The following is a 17,396-nucleotide window of genomic DNA, read 5'->3' on the forward strand; positions in this document are numbered from 1 at the left end:
ACAGCGAAAGGCCCTCTTCCGGACCGCGTTCTCCGGCCGGGGTCGCGCGGGCGGCCCGGCGCGACTCGGTGAGCAGCATGAGCGCGAGCAGACCGAGGGCCTCCGGCTCGTCCGGCATGAGCTCGACGAGCAGGCGGCCCAGGCGCACCGCCTCCGCCCTCCTCGGCGGGTTCGTCGGCGGCGTACAACTCGGCCCGCCGGACGGCCTCGGCCTGCCGGTCGGCGCGGGTCGCCTCCCTGCGCAGGCGGTCCACGGCGCGGTTGCGGGCGGTGGTGATGATCCAGCCGGCCGGACTCGGCGGCAGCCCGTCCTTCGGCCACCGGGCCACCGCCGTCGCGAACGCGTCCTGCACCGCCTCCTCCGCGAGGTCGATGTCCCCGAGGACGCGGACCAGTACGGCCACCGCGCGGCCGTACTCCGCCCGGAAGGCCCGCTCGATCGCGGCGCCCCCCGGGCGGCCTCCCGAACCGTCGGACTCTTCTCGCATCACTCGTCCCGCATCACTCTTCGACTTCGCCGTGGAACGGCCGCACCTCGATGGGCAGCGTCGTCGCGTGCAGCGCCTTGCGGCCCCATTCCAGGGCGGCGTCGAGGTCCGGCGCCTTCACGATGCACAGCCCGCCGAGGTACTCCTTGCTCTCGATGTACGGGCCATCGGTGGTGAGCACGTCGCTGCCCTTCGCGCGGAGGACCGTGGCGGTGCCGGGAGCGGCGAGTCCCCCGGCGAAGACCCAGGCCCCGGCGTCCTTCAGCTCCTGGTGGAAGACGTCCAGGTTCGCCGTGATCCGCGCCATCTCGTCGGGCGCGGGCGGCGTTCCCTCGGCCGGCTGGACCACGCTGAGCAGGTAGTACCGCGCGTTCGTCATCACGTTCTCCTCGGACGGTGGCGCCCCGGCGGGGCGGCCTTCACCATCTATACGAACGGGGACGGGCCGGATCGACACGGAACACGGACACGCGCCGATATTTCTTCCGCGTGCCCCGCACCCTCGGCCCTCCCGGCGGATGTCGTACGGTTCCGGTTCCGGGCAACCGAGCTGGGAGGACACCCCGTGGGTGAGAACAAGCGGCTGATGCTGGCCGGTGAGTGGTACATCCCGGACGACCCCGAACTCCGCGCCGACACCGAGCGCCGCGTCGCGCTCTGCGCCGCCTACAACGCGGCCACCACCGCCCCGTCCGCCGACCGGCACAAGATCCTCGCGGAGCTGCTGGGCTCGGTCGGCGGGTCCGTACGCATCAGAGCCCCCTTTCAGTGCGACTTCGGCTACAACATCAGCATCGGCGCCGGCACGTTCGTGAACTTCGGCGGTGTCTTCCTCGACACCGGCCGGATCACCGTCGGCGCCGATGTCCAGATCGGTCCGAACGTCCAACTCCTCACCCCTGCCCACGAGTTGGACGCCGAGCGGCGGCGGGCGGGCTGGGAGAGGGCCCTGCCCGTGAGCATCGGGGACAACGTGTGGCTGGGCGGCGGCGTGATCGTGTGCCCCGGGGTGACGATCGGCACGAACACGGTGGTGGGCGCGGGCGCCGTCGTCACGAAGGACCTGCCGCCGAACGTGCTCGCGGTCGGCAACCCGGCCCGGGTCGTACGCGAGCTGCCCTGAGAGCCTGCGTCTGAGCCGGCCGGCCGGAAGCGGAAGAGGACCCGGCCGCCTCAGCTCCGCCGCGCCGAGGCGATGGGGGGCCTATTGCAAGCCGAGCGCCATCCACTTGCCCGGGGTTTCCAGAGTGCGGAAGCCGATCTTCTCGTAGACGCCGTGGGCGTCCGCCGTGGCCAGCAGGATGCGGCGCAGGCCGTGCGGCTCCAGGTGGTCGCGCACGGCGGCCACCAGCGCCGTGCCGAGCCCCTTGCCGCGTACGGCGGGATCGACGTACACATCGCAGAGCCAGGCGAAGGTGGCATGGTCGGTGACGACCCGCGCGTACGCGACCTGTCGGCCCGAACTCCCTTCGTACGCACCGAAGTTGATGGACCCAGCGATGGCGGCGTCCTGCTTCTCGCGGCTGCGGCCGAGCGCCCAGTACGCGTCCGTGGAGAGCCAGTGGTGGACGCGGGCTGCATCGATGCGCGCCGGGTCGCTGGAGATCGCGTACTCGCGGAAGATCACGTCACTCATGCGGGGAGCCTGGCAGGCGGCGGGCCGATTGTCAGTGGCGGATGCCACGCCGGCTCGCCGTCGGCTGCGGCACCTGACACCCGCGCCTGCCGGCGCGCCCCCCTCGCTCCGGCAAGCGCCGCTCTTCGGTCAGACGGCCGCCGGGGCGCGGACGACGGCGGCCTCGCCTCCCCGGTTGTGGCGCTCCTCCCAGTCCTCCAACGCGCTGCGGCAGGCGTGGTCGAGGTGGCGCAGGCCGGTCAGGTCCAGGTGGACGATCCGGCCGGCGGGCAACTGCTCCAGGGTGTCGAGGAGACGGGGCAGGCGGAGGAAGGTGGCGTTGCCGCCCAGCGTCACACCGAACGTCCCGTCGGCGCGTTCCTCGACGTCCACGTGCAGGTGAGAGGTGTCCCAGGCGCTCTTCAGGACGGAGAGCAGCAGGCCGAGCAGCACGCCCTCGAAGAGGTTGGCCACCACGACGGCCCCCGCGGTCACCGCCAGGATCACGGCCTCTCCGCGGTGTGCCCGCCACAGCGGCACGAGCGCCTTGACCGGCACGAGTTTGGCCCCGGCGTGCACCAGGACGCCGGCCAGCGCGGCGAGCGGGATCACCGAGAGGGCGGCGGGGAACAGCGCGGCGAACAGCAGCAGCCAGAGGCCGTGCAGCACGCGGGAGGCCTTGGTGCGGGCGCCGGCCTGGACGTTGGCCGCGCTGCGGACAATGACGGCGGTCATCGGGAGGGCGCCGAGCACACCGCAAACGGTGTTGCCGACGCCCTGGGCGAACAGTTCGCGGTCGTAGTGGGTACGCGGGCCGTCGTGCAGGCGGTCAACCGCGGCGGCGCTGAACAGGCTCTCGGCGGAGGCGATCAGCGCGAACGCGACGACCGTGCCGAGGACGCCGACGCTGCCGAGCGCCGACAGTTCCGCGGTGCCCGGCAGGTCGATCACCCCGGCCAGTCCGGAGACCTTGACCTTGGCCACGGAGAGGTCGAACAGCGCGGTGGCCACGGTCGCGGCGGCGACGGCGGCCAGCGGCGCGGGTATCAGGCGGACCTTGGCGGGCAGCCTGGGCCAGAGCACCAGGACGGCTATGGTGCCGATGCCGACGGCGGCCGCGGTGAGCGCCTGCGGCGAAGCCGCGGTGTCGGCGAGCAGGCGCGGCAGGCCGGCGAGCTTGTCGAGCCCGCTCCGGGGGGCCTTGATGTCGGCCAGCGCGTAGAGCTGACCGGCGATCAGCACGAGGCCTATGCCCGCCAGCATGCCCTGGACGACCGCGACGGAGATCGCGCGGAAGAGCCGCCCGAGCCGCAGGGCGCCCATGGCGATCTGGAGAAGTCCGGCAGCGGCGGTGATCACGCCGAGAGTGGCGAGCCCGTGCTCCTGCACGGCGGCGAACACCAGGACGGTCAGCCCCGCCGCGGGGCCGGACACCTGGAGGCTGCTGCCCGGCAGCAGCCCGGTGAGCAGACCGCCGACGATGCCGGTGAGCAGGCCGAGTTCGGCCGGGGCGCCGGAGGCGACGGCCACGCCGACGCAGAGCGGCAAGGCGACCAGGAAGACGACGAGCGAGGCGGCCAGGTCCGCCCGCAGGGTGGCGGCCCGCGGCGGTGCGGGGAGATGGTCGGAGGCGGACCGAAGGGCGGGACGACGGATCATGAGGTCCTCTGATGGCTGGGTACGGACGGCGGGCAGGAGCCGGGCCGGACTCGCGACGGGAGACACGACGGACGGCACTCGCTACGGAGTCAGAGCCACACTCGCTACGGAGTCGGGGCGGGGCCCCACGAGGGGTCAAGACGGGACTCGCCACGGAGTCACGGCAGGGCTCGCTACAGGGTCACGACAGGGGTCACCCCGCTGGTCACAGCGGCAGGAAGAGCCCGGAGTCGGAGCGGTGCGCGAGTACCAGTCCGGTGTGGACCTCGTAGAACCAGCCGTGGAGGCGGACCCGGCCGTCGAGCAGTCTCCGGGCGACTCCCGGGTATTCGCGCAACTGCTCAAGCTGGGCGAGGACATGGCGCTGGACCGGTCCGGCCACGGTCGGGTCGAAGACGTCCGTCCCGTCGGCGCGCAGGACGTTGCGGTCGGCGTTGCTCAGCCAGGAACGGACGGCGGGCACGACGCTGAGGTCGTCGTCGCGGACCACCGCGCCGACCGCCCCGCAGTGCGAGTGGCCGCACACCACGATGTCCCGCACGCCGAGGACGTCCACGGCGTATTCGATGGTGGCGGTCTCGCCGGAGGCGGAGTCCGCGCGGTACGCCGGAACCATGTTGCCCGCGGTGCGCAGTTCGAAGAGATCACCGGGGTCGGATCCGGTGATCAGAGCGGGTACGACCCGGGAGTCGGAGCAGGTGATGAAGAGCGCGCGGGGTGACTGACCGGTGGCGAGGCCGTCCAGTGCGCGGCCTTGCTGGCCGACGCGCTGGGGAAAGGTGCGGGCACGGTCGATGAACGGATCCATGAGGGAAGGCCTCCTTCTGCCTCCTCGCCGAGGACGGCGGGAGCGGGCGGTCTTGTCGGGTGGGGGGACCGTCTGAACAGGCCGCTCGGTCGGGGGAGTTGTCCAGGAGCCGGACACGGCGAAGCCGCGTCGCTGACCGTCGGTGACCCCCTGGTGACCTGTTGCTGCGTCAACAATCAGTAAAACACGGGTATGTTCCAGGCAAAAGAGATGCCCGGGCGGAAGTTGTGTCGGTCGCGTTAACTTCTTGTTACCGCCCCGCGCTTGTATGCGGCGGGGGTCCGTTCGTTCGACTAGCCGACACATTCCAAGGCGGCGCGCAGCCTGTGTACCGCTTCGGTGATCTCCGCACGCCCCGTCACGCCCGCGAAGCCGAGGCGGATGTGGCCGGCCGGGGGTTCGGCGCTGAAGTAGGGGCGGCCGGGGGCGACGGCGACTCCCGCGCGCAGCGCCGCGGACAGGACGGCGGTTTCGGGGGTGCCGTCAGGCAGGCGGAGCCAGAGGTGGTAGCCGCCGGACGGGACGTGGGGCAGGCCGAGTTGGGGCAGGTGGTGCAGGACGGCGGCGGCCAGGGTTTCCCGGCGCGCGGTCAACTCGCCTGATACGGCGCGCAGATGGCGGCTCCAGGCCGGGGAGCCGACGAGTTCGAGCGCGGCCTCCTGCAGGGGACGCGGCACGAAGAACGAGTCGACGACCTGGATGGCGCGCAGGCGTTCCAGTACGGGCCCGCGGGCGGCGAGCGCACCGACCCTGAGGCTGGGCGAGGTCACCTTGGTGAGGGAGGAGACGTGGACGACGACGCCGTCGGGGTCGTCGGCGGCTAGCGGGGCGGGCAGCGGGCCCGCGTCCTCGTGGGCGAGCCGGCGGGCGAAGTCGTCCTCGACGACGAACGCGCCGAAGGAATGGGCGATGCGGACCACTTCGCGGCCGCGGTCCGGGGCGAGGAGGGCGCCGGTCGGGTTCTGGAAGAGGGGCTGGCAGACGAGAACGCGGGCGCCGGTGGCGGCGAAGGCACGGGAGAGGAGTTCGGGGCGGATACCGTCCGGGTCGACGGGGACCGGGACGGGTCGCAGGCCTGAGGCGCGGGCGATCGCCAGCATGCCGGGATAAGTGGGCGATTCGACGAGGACGGGTGCGCCGGGCGCGGCGAGCGCGCGCAGGGCGGTGGTCAGGGCGGTCTGGCCGCCCGCGGTGACGAGCACGTCGGCGGCGGTGACGGTGCCGCCGATCTCCCGGGCGAACCATTCGCGCAGTTCGGTGAGCCCGTCGACGGGCGGGCGGCTCCAGGCGCCGGGGCGGCGGCCGGCCCGGCCGAGGGCGGCGGCCATGGCCCGCTCGGGCCGCAGGCCCGGGTCGAGGTAGCCGCCGCTGAGGTCGATGACGCCGGTCGGCGGGACGTTGAGGGTGGCAAGCACGCCGGCGGCGTCGACCGCACGCGGGGCCGGGTCGGTGGCGCCGTCGGCGCTGAGCGCGACCTCCTGCCAGGAGGTGTCGCCGGTGCGGGCGGTGACCGTGCGCGGCTCGGCGCGGTAGGCGCCCGCACCGGGGCGGGTGACGACCAGGCCCTCGGCGACGAGCTGGGCGAGCGCGCGGGACACCGTGACCGGGGAGACCCGATAGCGCTCGACCAGCGCCCGGCTGGACGGCAGCTTTCCACCCACCGAGTAGCGGTTGAGCTCATCGCGAAGGGATTTCGCCAGTTCATCCACACTGCTACGCTCATGCATGACAGCACAGGATAGCGCTACTACTCAGACGACGATAGCGGTCGGCGCGGACGACAGTTCCCGCTCCGGTTCCGTTCTGCCGCGCGGGGCGATGCTCGCCGCGCTCGGCGTGGTCTCCTTCTCGCTCACCTTCCCGGGCACGGCCTGGGGCCTGGAAAGCTTCGGGCCCTGGACGCTCGTGTCCCTGCGGATCGCGCTGTCCGCGCTGATCGCGGGTGCGCTGCTGCTGGGGCAGCGGGTGTCGTTCCCCGACCGGGCGCACTGGCCGGGCCTCGCGGTGGTGGCGGGCGGCTCGCTGATCGGGTTCCCGCTGCTCACCACGATCGCCCTGCAGACCTCGACGACCTCGCACGCCGCCGTGGTGATCGGACTGCTGCCACTGGCCACGGCGGCGCTGGGCGCGGTGCGCACCGGGCGGCGGCCCTCGCGCGCGTTCTGGGCGGCCGCGCTGGCCGGGGCCGCGGTAGTGGCCGCGTTCACCGTGCAGCAGAGCGGCGGGGCGCTGTCCGCCGGGGACGTGTACCTGTTCGCGGCGCTGCTGGTGTGCGCGGCCGCGTATGTCGAGGGCGGCAGGCTCGCCTCGGTCATGCCGGGGTGGCACGTGGTCGGCTGGGCGCTGGTGCTGTGCCTGCCGTTCGCGCTGGTGGGGGCCGCGGTGGCGCTGGCGTACGAGCCCTGGCGGCTCACCGCGCACGGTGTGACCGGGCTGCTGTGGCTGGCCGCGGGGTCCAACTTCTTCGGCCTCTACGTCTGGTACCGGGGCCTCGCCGCCATCGGTGTGCCCAAGGCGAGCCAGCTCCAGTTGGCCCAGCCGCTGCTCACCCTTCTCTGGTCGGTGCTGCTGCTCGGCGAGCGCCTGTCCCCGGCGGCCCCGCTCGCCGCGGTGGGCGTCCTGGTGTGCATCGCGGTGACCCAGCGGGCCCGGTCCTGAGACACAGGTTCCGGGCCCTGCCAACTTGCCGGAGCCGTCCTAGACTGGCCGCATGCGAGCAATGGTGGGCGACCGACTCCTCGTACACGGCAGGATCGTCGGACAGCAGGACCGGACGGCCGAGGTCATCGAAGTTCTGGGACCCGACGGCACTCCCCCGTACCGCGTGCGGTTCGAGGACGGACACGAAACCCTGATGTCACCGGGCCCCGACACGGTGGTGCGGCACATCACCGAGGACGCGTAGGCCAGTAGGCCACGGGCCCTCAGCGGGTCCGGCGCGGGTAGTGGTCGGCGACGACGCGGGCCATGGCCCCGATGCGGTCCTCGGTGACCTCCTTCGCCGCGAAGAAGCAGTGGCCGCGGACCGAGGCGTACCGCCCGGCCAGGGTCAGATGGCGGGACAGTTCCGCCGGGTCCTGCCAGGCGGCGGGCTGCGCCGGGTCGCCCGCCTTGTACAGGGCCTCGCCGATGTACAGGTCGACGCCGGTGCCCCGGGCGACCGCGTCCCACCAGGGCACCAGGACGGCGTAGTCGGCGGCGGTGAAGCCGATGTTCCAGTAGACCTGCGGGCAGATGTAGTCGAGCCAGCCCTCGCGCACCCAGGTGCGGGTGTCGGCGTGCAGGTCGTCGTAGGTCTGGACGCCGGCCGTGGTGGCCGAGCCCCGCGGGTCGCTCGCCTTGTTGCGCCACACCCCGAACGGGCTGATGCCGAAGGCCAGTCGGCGATTGATCCTCTTGATCCGGGCGGCCGTCTCGCGCACCAGCAGATCGATGTTGTTCCGCCGCCAGGCAGCGCGGTCCGGGAAGCCGTCGCCGTACCGCTCGTACGCCTCGTCGTCGTCGAAGGTCTCACCCGCCACCGGATAGGGGTAGAAGTAGTCGTCCCAGTGCACGCCGTCGATGCCGTAGCGGCGTACCGCGTCCAGCATGGCGTCCTCGACGAACCGGCGGACCTCGGGCATGCCCGGGTTGTAGTAGAGCTTCCCGCCGTACGGGACGGCCCAGTCGGGGTGGACGCGGGCCGGGTGCGTCGGGACGAGGCGCGACAGGTCGGTGTGGTTGGCGATCCGGTACGGGTTGAACCAGGCGTGCAGTTCGAGGCCGCGCCGGTGCGCCTCGTGGACGGCGGTGCCCAGCGGATCCCAGCCGGGGTCCTGGCCCTGTGTCCCGGTGAGCCACTGCGACCAGGGCTCGTACGGGGACGGCCAGAGCGCGTCCGCGGTCGGGCGGACCTGGAGGACCACCGTGTTCAGCCGCCGCTCGACCGCCTTGTCCAGGTGGGCGAGGAGTTCGGCGCGCTGGGCCTCGGCGGGCAGGCCCGGTCTGGAGGGCCAGTCCCGGTTGGTCACGGTCGCCACCCACACGCCGCGGAAGTCCCGGCGTCGGCCCCGGCCCGCCACCGTCCGTACCGCCTGTTCGAGTGCCCCGTCCCGGTCCGCGGCGGCCGCGCCGCCCGCCGTGATCAGCCCGCTCAGCGCCCCGGCCGTGCCCGTAACGAAGCCCCGCCGCGTGATTCGCCCCACGTCGCACCCCTCACATAGGTCCCGTGGCCCAGGTGTACCGGACAGCATGCCCGCCCCGGCCCCTCATGCACCCGCGCGTCCGGAGTAACGTCAGGGGCCGAAGGCGGGCGCCGGAATCACACGGGGGACCTGCCGGGGACTGCAGTAGAGCGAAAGGCACGATGTGACCGACATCGAACGCGTCGGAATTGTGGGCTGTGGCCAGATGGGCGCGGGCATCGCGGAGGTGTGCGCCCGCAGCGGCCTGGGCGTCATGGTCGCCGAGACCACCGGCGAGGCCCTGGAGATCGGCCGCACCCGGCTGCACAACTCCCTCTCGAAGGCCGCCGAACGCGGCAAGATCACCGAGGAGGAGCGCGACGCGACGCTCGCCCGGCTCAGCTTCACCACCGACCTCGGCGAGTTCGCCGACCGCGACCTCGTGATCGAGGCCGTCGTGGAGAACGAGCAGGTCAAGACCGAGATCTTCCAGGTCCTCGACCAGGTGGTGACCCGCCCGGACGCGATCTTGGCCTCCAACACCTCCTCCATCCCGCTGGTGAAGCTCGCGGTCGCCACCTCGCGCCCCGACCAGGTCATCGGCATCCACTTCTTCAACCCGGCCCCGGTGCAGAAGCTGGTCGAGCTGATTCCCGCGCTCACCACCTCCGAGGGCACGATCAGCCGGGCGCAGGTCCTGGTCGAGAAGGTGCTCGGCAAGCACGCCATCCGCGCCCAGGACCGCTCGGGCTTCGTGGTCAACGCGCTGCTCATCCCGTATCTGCTCTCGGCGATCCGGATGTTCGAGTCGGGCATCGCGAGCCGCGAGGACATCGACAACGGCATGGAGCTCGGCTGCGCCCACCCGATGGGCCCCCTCAAGCTCTCCGACCTGATCGGCCTGGACACGGTCGCCTCGGTCGCGGACTCGATGTACGACGAGTTCAAGGAGCCGCTGTACGCCGCTCCCCCGCTGCTCCAGCGGATGGTGGACGCCGGCCGCCTCGGCCGTAAGACCGGGTCCGGTTTCTACTCGTACGCCTGAGTAAAACGGCGTACATCTGTATACGCGGGTGTACGTCTGAAAGGCGTGGGCCGGGCTCGTGCCGCGCACACCGGGTGTGCGGCACGAGCCCGCATATGCCCATCGCACACTCTCCCGCCCCTGGAACACGGCGAGTTGACTCTGAGCCAGCACATCAATGGCACGTCCGGAACAGGACTAAGGAGCCACGCCGTGTCCACCGACCCGGGACCTTCGACCACCGTCGACGAACTGGTGGAGTTACGACTCCGCCTGGACGTCGGCATGACCCGTCTGGACGGCCAGCTCGCGCTGCTCGCCCACCGGGCCGAGCAGACGGAGCGCGATCTGACCGACGCGGTGGGACGGGTGGCGGCCCTCGAACACCTGAGGTGGCCGCTCCCCGCCCTCACCGTGCTGACCGCCGTCGGCGCACTCTCGCTCGCCGTGTGGCAGGCCCTCGGTCACTAGACGTTCCGGCGGCTAGCCGTCGGCGAGCCGCATGTGGTGCAGGAGTAGGAGTCCGGCCGCCATGTTGGCGGCCGGGACCTCCCCCCGGGCGACCATGTCGGGCACCAGCTTGAGGGGTATCCACTCGCGGCGGGACGACTCGAAGTCGTCCTCGGGGTGGCCGATGTACTCGGCCGACTCGGACCAGAACAGATGGTGCCGGGCGTCGATCAGCCCGTTGGCGGGCTCGACGGTGAGCAGCGGTTTGAGCGGCCCGGGCCGCCAGCCGGTCTCCTCCTCCATTTCGCGGGCGGCGGCGGCCGCGATGTCCTCGCCGTCCTCGACGACGCCGGCGGCCAGTTCCCAGCCCCAGCTGTCGGTGATGAAGCGGTGCCGCCAGAGCAGCAGCACCTCGTTGGCGGCGTTGACGACGGTCGCGACGGCGACCGGCCGCAGCCTGATCAGGAAGTGGTCCAGGTGCCGCCCGTCCGGAAGCTCTACGTCCGCGAGGTTGACCCGAAACCAGCGATTCTCATACACAGTTTGTTCGCTCAGGTTCGTCCACTGCACGTTTCTGCCACCTTCCGACAAGTAGATGGCAATATCGCAGCAGGCTGACGGTCACAGGGGAACGCGAAGTGCCCCGTCGATCAGCTCGGCGGCTTCGTCGGCGCCGGCGCAACCGCTCTCGACCAGGTGCTCGCGCACCATGCGCAGCCGGTCACGCAATCGCTGCGACTCCATCCCCCGGGCCCGCTCCGCCATTTCGACCGCGGTAGCCACGGCCCGGTCCGCGTCGCCCTGCCGCAGCTCGATCTGCGCGAGCATCGCAAGGCGGTGCACCCTGCCCCTGTCGTGGCAGGGCTCGTCGGCCGCGAGCGCGGCCTGTTCGCGCGCGGCCGTCAGATCGCCGAGGCTGAGCAGGGCCTCGGCCACCTGGACATTGACAAGGCCCGGCTGGACGTAGCCGGTCTCGGCCGGCTCCTGGCCCGGCCTGATCCGCCCGGCCGCCGACTCGGCGCTCGTGATCGAGGACAGCGCGCTCTGCCCGTCCCCCAGATGCGCGTACGCCTTGGCCTGCATGGCGTGCAGATCGGCCGCGAGCGCGGGGCTCAGCCGACCGCCCGCCGCCCGCAGGGCCGCCTCCGCGAAGGCGACCGCCTGGCGGTAGTCCCGCATGAACAGCGACTGGTTGACGAGCAGCGCGATGACATAGGCGCCAAGTCCCCTGTCCCCACTGGCCTTTGCCAGCCGCAGCGCCTGATGGAAGTAGCGCTGGGCGAGGCCCTGGGCGTTGGAGTCGTACGCGCAGATTCCGGCGATGGCCACCAACCCGCCGGTGGCGCGGTGCAGTTGGCGCCCGGTGGCGTCGGTGTAGCCGCCGCGCAGTAAGGGGGCGGTCTCCGCGTTGAGGAAGCCGACGATGCGCGAGCGGGTCGCGATGCCGCCCGCCTTGCGGTACATCAGCTCGTAGTGCTCGCGCGCCGAACGCAGCATCTCGATGTCCGACTCGCCCACCGCCGTCTGCCCGTTGCGGGATACATCAGTGTCCTCCGGCGGGTTCTCCCACTCCCATACGGGCATGACGGCCGGGGTGCCGGTGACGGCCGGGGCGTCGAGTATGTGCGTGCGCTGCTGTTCGTCCGAGCGCCACAGGGCGGTGGCCCGCTCGACGAATCCGGCGAGCGGCGAGCCGTGCGAGGCCGGCAGGCCCGGCACGCCGAGCCCGATGTCGTCGAGGGTGACCCGGCGGTGCAGCCGGCTCGCGAGTACCTCGCAGATCAGGTTCGGCACCTGGCCGCGCGGCCGCTGGCCCTTCAACCACCTTGCCACCGCGGTGTGTTCGTATCTGAGTGCGAGGCCTCTGGACCGGCCGGCCAGGTTCACCCGGGCGGCGAGCCCGGCGTGTGAGATCCCCGCCTCGTCCACCAGGGCGTCGAGCAGGGTATTGGGCTGCATGGGGCCCTCCGTTGGCTCGGTGAAGTCAGCGTAGACGAGCCCGGTTCACACGGGGTGTGAAGCGAGTACCCGCATTTATGCGCCGCGCTCTCTGCCCAGGGCGGCCCCCAGTGGGTTGACTCTGGAACGCCTCTCCTTGAGGCGACCGGGCCGCCGGCTCCCCCTCGTACAGTGCGGCGGCCCGCTCCCGGCGCCGTCCGCCCTGTCCGCGCTGCCCGGCACTCCCGGCAGGGCGACGGCGCCCCATCGTCAGCGGTGAACACGGGCCGCCTCGCTGCTCGTTGGCTGTACGGGCACCCGGACCCGGTCGTTGCGCAGCACCAGGAGGGCCACGTCGTCCGAGAGCCGTCCGCCGGTGTGGCGCAGCAGCGCGCGCTGCACCTGCTCGACCACCGCGGCCGGCGACACCGGCGAGGTGCGGGCCGCGGCGGCGAGGGCCTCGCGCAGCGCGAAGAACCGTCCGGCGGCGTCCCGCGCGTCCTCGGCGCCATCGGTGTACAGGCACAGCGCCTCGCCGGGCAGCAGCCGGGTGCAGCGCATCAGGGGCGGTTCGGCGGGGAGCGGGAAGGGCCCCAGCGGCGGCATCGGGTCGCCGGGCGTGAGCGGCTCGGCGCCGTGGCAGAGCCGGTAGGGCCAGGGGTGGCCGCAGTTGAGGGCGTACACATCGCCGCCCGGGCGGATCTCCAGGAGCAGTACGGTGACGAACTCCTCGGCGAGCGGACTGTCCGGCTCACCGCAGCCGGACGCGGGGTGCTCGGCCCGGCAGCGCTCACGCAGATGCCGGGCGAGGGCGCGGTCCAACCTCCTCAGTACGCCCGCCAGTTGGGGCTCGTCGTAGGCGGCCTCGCGGAAGCTGCCGAGGACGGCAGCGACCGCGCCGATCGCGCCCAGCCCGTGGCCGCGTACGTCGCCCATCACGACGCGCACCCCGTACGGCGTCGACATCGCCTCGTAGAGGTCGCCGCCGATCGACGCGCCGCGGCTCACGGAGAGCTGTCCCGCGGCGAACGCGATCCCGTCGAGCCGCGAGGGCAGTGGCCTCAGGAGCACCCGTTGGGCGACCTCGGCGATGTGCCGGATCCGCCGCAACTCCCGTTCCGCCGTGGTCCGTACGCCGTTGGCCAGCCACACCACGGCGATCAGGAAGGCGAGGCACGTCGCGATCCGCAGGCCCATGCGGTCCTCGCGGGCCAGCGGACAGGCCAGCTGCCAGGTGATGACCAGGACGAGCCAGCAGGACGGCAGGCCGAGGGCGAGGCCGACGGCCCGGCGGGAGCGGAGTGCGGCCGCGCAGGCCGAGGTCCATCCCGTTGTACGGATCATGCCGTCGGCCCCCCTAGGCCTGCGCCCTGCATGTGCATCCGGACCGCAGGGCCGGAAGCCGCACCGGCCCGCACGGCCGGACTGATTCTTTCGACCGCCCGTGCCCTGCTGCGCAGATCAACCGGACTTCCCACCCGAACGAGTGAAGCGGGAAGGGCACGTTGGTGGACGACAAGAGGGGCGCACCGGAAGCCCCGGTGCGCCCCTCTCGGTGCGTTCTCGCTCGGTGCGTTCTCGCGCAGGCTAGGCCCCGCGCAGCACCGCACCCGTGTACTCGGCCGCGTGAGCGACCGCCGCGTCGCGGGCGGCCGAGGCCTCCTCGACGGTCAGGGTGCGGTCGGCGGCACGGAACCGCAGCGCGTAGGCCAGCGACTTCTTGCCCTCGCCGGTCTGCTCGCCGCTGTAGACGTCGAACAGCCGGATGGATTCGAGGAGTTCACCGGCGCCGATGCGCAGCGCGTTCTCCACGGCCGCGGCCGGGACGTGGGCGTCGACCACGAGCGCCACGTCCTGGGTCGCCACCGGGAAGGTGGAGATGCTCGGCGCCTGCACGGCGCCCTCTCCGGCCCGCTCGATGACATCGAGGTCGAGTTCCATCGCGCAGCTGCGGGCGGGCAGACCGAACGCCTTGACGACGCGCGGGTGCAGCTCACCGGCGTACCCGACGAGGGTCTTCACACCCTCGGGGAACACATACAGCTCGGCGCAGCGGCCCGGGTGCCAGGGGCCGTACTGGCCCTGGTCCACGGCGAGTTCGAGCCCCGCCTCGCGGGCCACGGTCCGGGCGGCCTCGATCGCGTCGGCCCAGTCGGCCGGGCGGCCCTTGCCCCACCAGCCGGCCTGCTCGCGCGCACCGGCGATGACGACGCCCACGTGGCGCGGCTGAACGGGCAGCACGGCGTTGAGGGCGGCGATCTCCTCGTCGGTGGGACGGCGGTCGACGGGCAGCCGGGCGGCGACGCCCGGGTTCGCCGACGGATGGAAGACCAGGCCCGTCTCGAACAGCGCCAGGTCGTGGCTGCCGCGGCCGACGTTGCGGCGCAGCGTGGCGAGGAGACCCGGCAGGAGCGTCGTGCGCAGCGCCGGCTCCTCGTCGCTGAGCGGGTTGACCAGCTTCACGACGCCGCGGTTGGGGTCCTCGGCGTCCAGACCCAGCTGGTCGAAGACCGACTCGGCGACGAACGGGTAGCTCGGCGCCTCGGTGAACCCGGCCCCGGCGAGCGCACGGCCGACCCTGCGGTGCAGACGCTGACGCTCCGTCAGACCGCGCCCGGCGGGCGGCTTGGGCAGCGTGGAGGGCAGGTTGGCGTAGCCCTCCAGACGGATGACCTCTTCGGCCAGGTCGTTCGGCTCGGTGAGGTCGGGGCGCCAGGACGGCACGGTGACGACGAGCTCGTCCTGCCCGTACGCGTCGCAGCCGACCTCCTGGAGGCGGCGTACGACGGTCTCGCGGCCGTACTCGATGCCCGCGACGCGGTCCGGGTGGTCCGCGTGCATGGCGATCGTGCGCGGCGCGGACGGCGAGACGATCTCGGTGACGCCGGCCTCGGCCGTGCCGCCGGCGAGCAGCACGAGCAGGTCGACGGTCCGCTGGGCGGCGGCGGCCGCGGCCTGCGGGTCGACGCCGCGCTCGAAGCGCTTGGACGCCTCGGAGGTCAGCTTGTGGCGGCGCGCGGTGCGGGCGATGGCGACCGCGTCGAAGTGCGCGGCCTCGATGACGACCTCGGTGGTGCCCCTGACCTCGCCGGTCTCGGGGTTCGTGACGGAGTCGGCGATCTCGGTGTTGGCTCCGCCCATCACCCCGGCGAGGCCGATGGGGCCCCGGTTGTCGGTGATGACGAGGTCGGCGGCGTCCAGCTTGCGCTTGGTGCCGTCGAGGGTGGTGAGCAGCTCGCCCGGCTCGGCGCGGCGCACGCCGATGGGGCCGTCGACCAGGGTGCGGTCGTAGGCGTGCAGCGGCTGGCCGAGCTCGATCATCACGTAGTTGGTGATGTCGACGGCGAGCGAGATCGGGCGCATCCCGGCCTTCTGCAGCCTGCGCTGCAGCCAGATCGGGGAGCGGGCCTCGGGGTCGAGACCGGTCACGGTACGCGCGGTGAAGCGGTCGCAGCCGATCGGGTCGGCGATCTTCACCGGGTAGCCGTACGAGTTGGGCGCGGGCACGTCGAGCAGCGCCGGGTCGCGCAGCGGCAGCCCGTAGGCGATGGCGGTCTCACGGGCGACGCCGCGCATCGACAGGCAGTCGCCGCGGTTGGCGGTGACCGCGATGTCGAGGACCTCGTCGACGAGTTCGAGCAGCGCGATGGCGTCGGTGCCGACCTCGTGCTCCGGCGGCAGCACGATGATGCCGCCGGTGGTGTCCGGGCCCATGCCGAGCTCGTCGCTGGAGCAGATCATGCCGTGCGACGTCTTGCCGTACGTCTTGCGCGCGGCGATCGCGAAGTCGCCGGGCAGGACCGCGCCGGGCAGCACCACGACGACCTTGTCGCCGACCGCGAAGTTGCGGGCGCCGCAGACGATCTCCTGGGGCTCACCGGTGCCGTTGGCCTGGCCGACGTCGACGGTGCAGAAGCGGATGGGCTTCTTGAAGCCCTCCAGCTCCTCGATGGTGAGGACCTTGCCGACGACGAGCGGGCCCTTGAGCCCGGCGCCGAGCTGCTCGACGGTCTCGACCTCAAGGCCGGCGTCGACGAGCTTGGCCTGCACGTCGCGGCCGGTCTCGGTGGCGGGGAGGTCGACGTACTCCCGCAGCCAGGAAAGCGGGACCCGCATCAGATCTCCATCCCGAACGGCCGGGTGAACCGGACGTCACCCTCGACCATGTCTCGCATGTCTTCGACGTTGTGGCGGAACATCAGCATCCGTTCGATGCCGAAGCCGAAGGCGAATCCGCTGTACTTCTCGGGGTCCACACCGCAGGCGGTGAGCACCTTCGGGTTGACCATGCCGCAGCCGCCGAGCTCGATCCAGCCCTCGCTGGAGCAGGTGCGGCAGGGCCGGTCCGGGTTGCCGACGGACTCGCCGCGGCAGACGTAGCAGACCATGTCCATCTCGGCGGACGGCTCGGTGAAGGGGAAGAAGTTCGGCCGGAGCCGCGTCTTCATGTCCTCGCCGAACAGCGCCTTGACCATGTGGTCGAGGGTGCCCTTGAGGTCGGCCATGGTGAGGCCCTCGTCCACGGCGAGCAGCTCGACCTGGTGGAACACCGGGCTGTGCGTGGCGTCCAGTTCGTCGGTGCGGTACACCCGGCCGGGGCAGATCACGTACACCGGAGGCTCGCGGTCGAGCATCGAGCGGATCTGCACGGGCGAGGTGTGGGTGCGCAGCACGACGCCCGAGTTCGCGGAGCCTTCGGGGCCCTGCACGAAGAACGTGTCGTGCTCGGTGCGCGCCGGGTGGTCCGGGCCGATGTTGAGCGCGTCGAAGGTGAACCACTCGGCCTCGGCCTCGGGGCCCTCGGCGACCTCGTAGCCCATGGCCACGAAGACGTCCTCGATGCGCTCGGAGAGCGTGGTCAGCGGGTGGCGGGCGCCGGCCGGTACGCGGTCGTGGGGCAGCGTGACATCCACGGCCTCCTCGACCAGGACCCGGGCGTCCCGCTCGTCCTCCAGCTCGGCCTGGCGTGCGGCCAGGGCCTTGTTCACGGCGCCGCGGGCCATGCCCACGAGCTTGCCGGCCGCGGCCTTGGCCTGCGGCGGCAGCGCGCCGATCTCGCGGTTGGCGAGCGAGAGGGGCGAGGTGCCACCGGTGTGCGCGGTCTTCGCCTGGGCGAGCGCTTCGAGGTCACCGGCGGCCGCGAAGGCGGCGAGCGCCTCGTCCCGCATGCGCTCGATCTCTTCCGGTTTCAGCGCCTCGACCTCAACAGGGTCGTACGACTTATTGGGTGCCGACATCTCTTCCCGTGCTT

16 protein-coding genes and 1 pseudogene are annotated in these 17,396 nt (G+C 72.2%); 5 read left to right on the plus strand and 12 right to left on the minus strand.

The window, feature by feature from the left end; translation table 11 throughout:
• Positions 1–19 precede the first annotated feature (19 nt).
• Together ACWC2B_RS20990 and ACWC2B_RS20995 are read right to left on the minus strand one after the other, a co-directional pair.
• Positions 20–488 (minus strand): annotated as a pseudogene (locus ACWC2B_RS20990) (DUF6596 domain-containing protein); the annotation flags it as partial.
• 13 nt (positions 489–501) lie between these two features.
• Positions 502–867: a YciI family protein gene (locus ACWC2B_RS20995; RefSeq protein WP_450718676.1), complete on the minus strand. Its 366-nt coding sequence runs from the start codon at positions 865–867 to the stop codon at positions 502–504.
• A gap of 186 nt (positions 868–1,053) precedes the next feature.
• On the opposite strand from ACWC2B_RS20995, the gene ACWC2B_RS21000 reads away from it, so the two are divergent.
• Positions 1,054–1,611 carry a sugar O-acetyltransferase gene (locus ACWC2B_RS21000; protein WP_450718678.1) on the plus strand — a complete coding sequence of 186 codons (558 nt, stop codon included), beginning with the start codon at positions 1,054–1,056 and terminating at the stop codon, positions 1,609–1,611.
• Between the two features lie 81 nt (positions 1,612–1,692).
• Here ACWC2B_RS21000 and ACWC2B_RS21005 read toward each other — a convergent pair whose 3' ends face one another.
• From ACWC2B_RS21005 to ACWC2B_RS21020, 4 genes are all read right to left on the minus strand, one after another.
• Positions 1,693–2,124 (minus strand): GNAT family N-acetyltransferase, encoded by a 432-nt coding sequence (locus ACWC2B_RS21005; RefSeq protein ID WP_450718680.1) that lies wholly within the window; start codon positions 2,122–2,124, stop codon positions 1,693–1,695.
• A gap of 129 nt (positions 2,125–2,253) precedes the next feature.
• On the minus strand, positions 2,254–3,762 hold the full coding sequence (locus ACWC2B_RS21010; RefSeq protein WP_450718682.1) for a SulP family inorganic anion transporter: 1,509 nt from the start codon (positions 3,760–3,762) through the stop codon (positions 2,254–2,256).
• 205 nt (positions 3,763–3,967) lie between these two features.
• Positions 3,968–4,570 (minus strand): carbonic anhydrase, encoded by a 603-nt coding sequence (locus tag ACWC2B_RS21015; RefSeq protein WP_450718684.1) that lies wholly within the window; start codon positions 4,568–4,570, stop codon positions 3,968–3,970.
• 293 nt (positions 4,571–4,863) lie between these two features.
• A complete protein-coding gene (locus ACWC2B_RS21020) occupies positions 4,864–6,297 on the minus strand; it encodes an aminotransferase-like domain-containing protein (protein ID WP_450718686.1) in 1,434 nt (477 codons plus the stop codon).
• Between ACWC2B_RS21020 and ACWC2B_RS21025 the strand changes: the two genes are divergently transcribed.
• A complete protein-coding gene (locus tag ACWC2B_RS21025; protein WP_450718688.1) occupies positions 6,296–7,228 on the plus strand; it encodes a DMT family transporter in 933 nt (310 codons plus the stop codon). The two genes, ACWC2B_RS21020 and ACWC2B_RS21025, sit on opposite strands and share 2 nt — an antisense overlap.
• Before the next feature lie 52 nt (positions 7,229–7,280).
• Positions 7,281–7,475: a DUF1918 domain-containing protein gene (locus ACWC2B_RS21030; protein WP_450718690.1), complete on the plus strand. Its 195-nt coding sequence runs from the start codon at positions 7,281–7,283 to the stop codon at positions 7,473–7,475.
• A gap of 19 nt (positions 7,476–7,494) precedes the next feature.
• On the opposite strand, the gene ACWC2B_RS21035 is transcribed toward ACWC2B_RS21030, so the two are convergent.
• Entirely contained in the window at positions 7,495–8,754 is a 1,260-nt protein-coding gene (locus tag ACWC2B_RS21035; RefSeq protein WP_450718692.1) for a glycoside hydrolase family 10 protein, read from the minus strand.
• A 163-nt stretch (positions 8,755–8,917) separates the two neighbouring features.
• Between ACWC2B_RS21035 and ACWC2B_RS21040 the strand changes: the two genes are divergently transcribed.
• Together ACWC2B_RS21040 and ACWC2B_RS21045 are read left to right on the plus strand one after the other, a co-directional pair.
• Positions 8,918–9,778, plus strand: a complete 861-nt coding sequence (locus ACWC2B_RS21040; protein ID WP_450718694.1) for a 3-hydroxybutyryl-CoA dehydrogenase — start codon at positions 8,918–8,920, stop codon at positions 9,776–9,778.
• A 192-nt stretch (positions 9,779–9,970) separates the two neighbouring features.
• Complete coding sequence (locus ACWC2B_RS21045) at positions 9,971–10,228, plus strand: hypothetical protein (RefSeq protein WP_450718696.1); 258 nt, start codon at positions 9,971–9,973, stop codon at positions 10,226–10,228.
• 12 nt (positions 10,229–10,240) lie between these two features.
• On the opposite strand, the gene ACWC2B_RS21050 is transcribed toward ACWC2B_RS21045, so the two are convergent.
• The 5 genes from ACWC2B_RS21050 to pheS form a co-directional block, all read right to left on the minus strand.
• Positions 10,241–10,777 (minus strand): NUDIX domain-containing protein, encoded by a 537-nt coding sequence (locus tag ACWC2B_RS21050; protein ID WP_450718698.1) that lies wholly within the window; start codon positions 10,775–10,777, stop codon positions 10,241–10,243.
• 51 nt (positions 10,778–10,828) lie between these two features.
• On the minus strand, positions 10,829–12,166 hold the full coding sequence (locus ACWC2B_RS21055) for a transcriptional regulator (RefSeq protein ID WP_450718700.1): 1,338 nt from the start codon (positions 12,164–12,166) through the stop codon (positions 10,829–10,831).
• A 249-nt stretch (positions 12,167–12,415) separates the two neighbouring features.
• The gene (locus ACWC2B_RS21060) at positions 12,416–13,489 is read right to left on the minus strand and encodes a PP2C family protein-serine/threonine phosphatase (RefSeq protein WP_450718702.1); all 1,074 of its coding nucleotides are present in this window, start codon (positions 13,487–13,489) and stop codon (positions 12,416–12,418) included.
• A gap of 243 nt (positions 13,490–13,732) precedes the next feature.
• Entirely contained in the window at positions 13,733–16,261 is a 2,529-nt protein-coding gene (pheT, locus tag ACWC2B_RS21065; protein WP_450718704.1) for a phenylalanine--tRNA ligase subunit beta, read from the minus strand.
• Complete coding sequence (gene pheS / locus ACWC2B_RS21070; RefSeq protein ID WP_450718706.1) at positions 16,261–17,382, minus strand: phenylalanine--tRNA ligase subunit alpha; 1,122 nt, start codon at positions 17,380–17,382, stop codon at positions 16,261–16,263. The genes pheT and pheS overlap by 1 nt, the downstream gene beginning before the upstream one ends.
• Positions 17,383–17,396 lie beyond the last annotated feature (14 nt).

The organism is Streptomyces sp. NPDC001415, from assembly GCF_053597395.1.

What these genes read in the sequence shown, in the direction of transcription:
- ACWC2B_RS21025 (WP_450718688.1), top strand. Translation starts at nt 6,296, where the DNA reads ATGACAGCACAGGATAGCGCTACTACTCAGACGACGATAGCGGTCGGC.
- ACWC2B_RS21020 (WP_450718686.1), bottom strand. Translation starts at nt 6,297, where the DNA reads ATGCATGAGCGTAGCAGTGTGGATGAACTGGCGAAATCCCTTCGCGAT.
- ACWC2B_RS20995 (WP_450718676.1), bottom strand. Translation starts at nt 867, where the DNA reads ATGACGAACGCGCGGTACTACCTGCTCAGCGTGGTCCAGCCGGCCGAG.
- ACWC2B_RS21010 (WP_450718682.1), bottom strand. Translation starts at nt 3,762, where the DNA reads ATGATCCGTCGTCCCGCCCTTCGGTCCGCCTCCGACCATCTCCCCGCA.
- ACWC2B_RS21060 (WP_450718702.1), bottom strand. Translation starts at nt 13,489, where the DNA reads ATGATCCGTACAACGGGATGGACCTCGGCCTGCGCGGCCGCACTCCGC.
- pheS (WP_450718706.1), bottom strand. Translation starts at nt 17,382, where the DNA reads ATGTCGGCACCCAATAAGTCGTACGACCCTGTTGAGGTCGAGGCGCTG.
- ACWC2B_RS21015 (WP_450718684.1), bottom strand. Translation starts at nt 4,570, where the DNA reads ATGGATCCGTTCATCGACCGTGCCCGCACCTTTCCCCAGCGCGTCGGC.
- ACWC2B_RS21030 (WP_450718690.1), top strand. Translation starts at nt 7,281, where the DNA reads ATGCGAGCAATGGTGGGCGACCGACTCCTCGTACACGGCAGGATCGTC.
- ACWC2B_RS21005 (WP_450718680.1), bottom strand. Translation starts at nt 2,124, where the DNA reads ATGAGTGACGTGATCTTCCGCGAGTACGCGATCTCCAGCGACCCGGCG.
- pheT (WP_450718704.1), bottom strand. Translation starts at nt 16,261, where the DNA reads ATGCGGGTCCCGCTTTCCTGGCTGCGGGAGTACGTCGACCTCCCCGCC.
- ACWC2B_RS21055 (WP_450718700.1), bottom strand. Translation starts at nt 12,166, where the DNA reads ATGCAGCCCAATACCCTGCTCGACGCCCTGGTGGACGAGGCGGGGATC.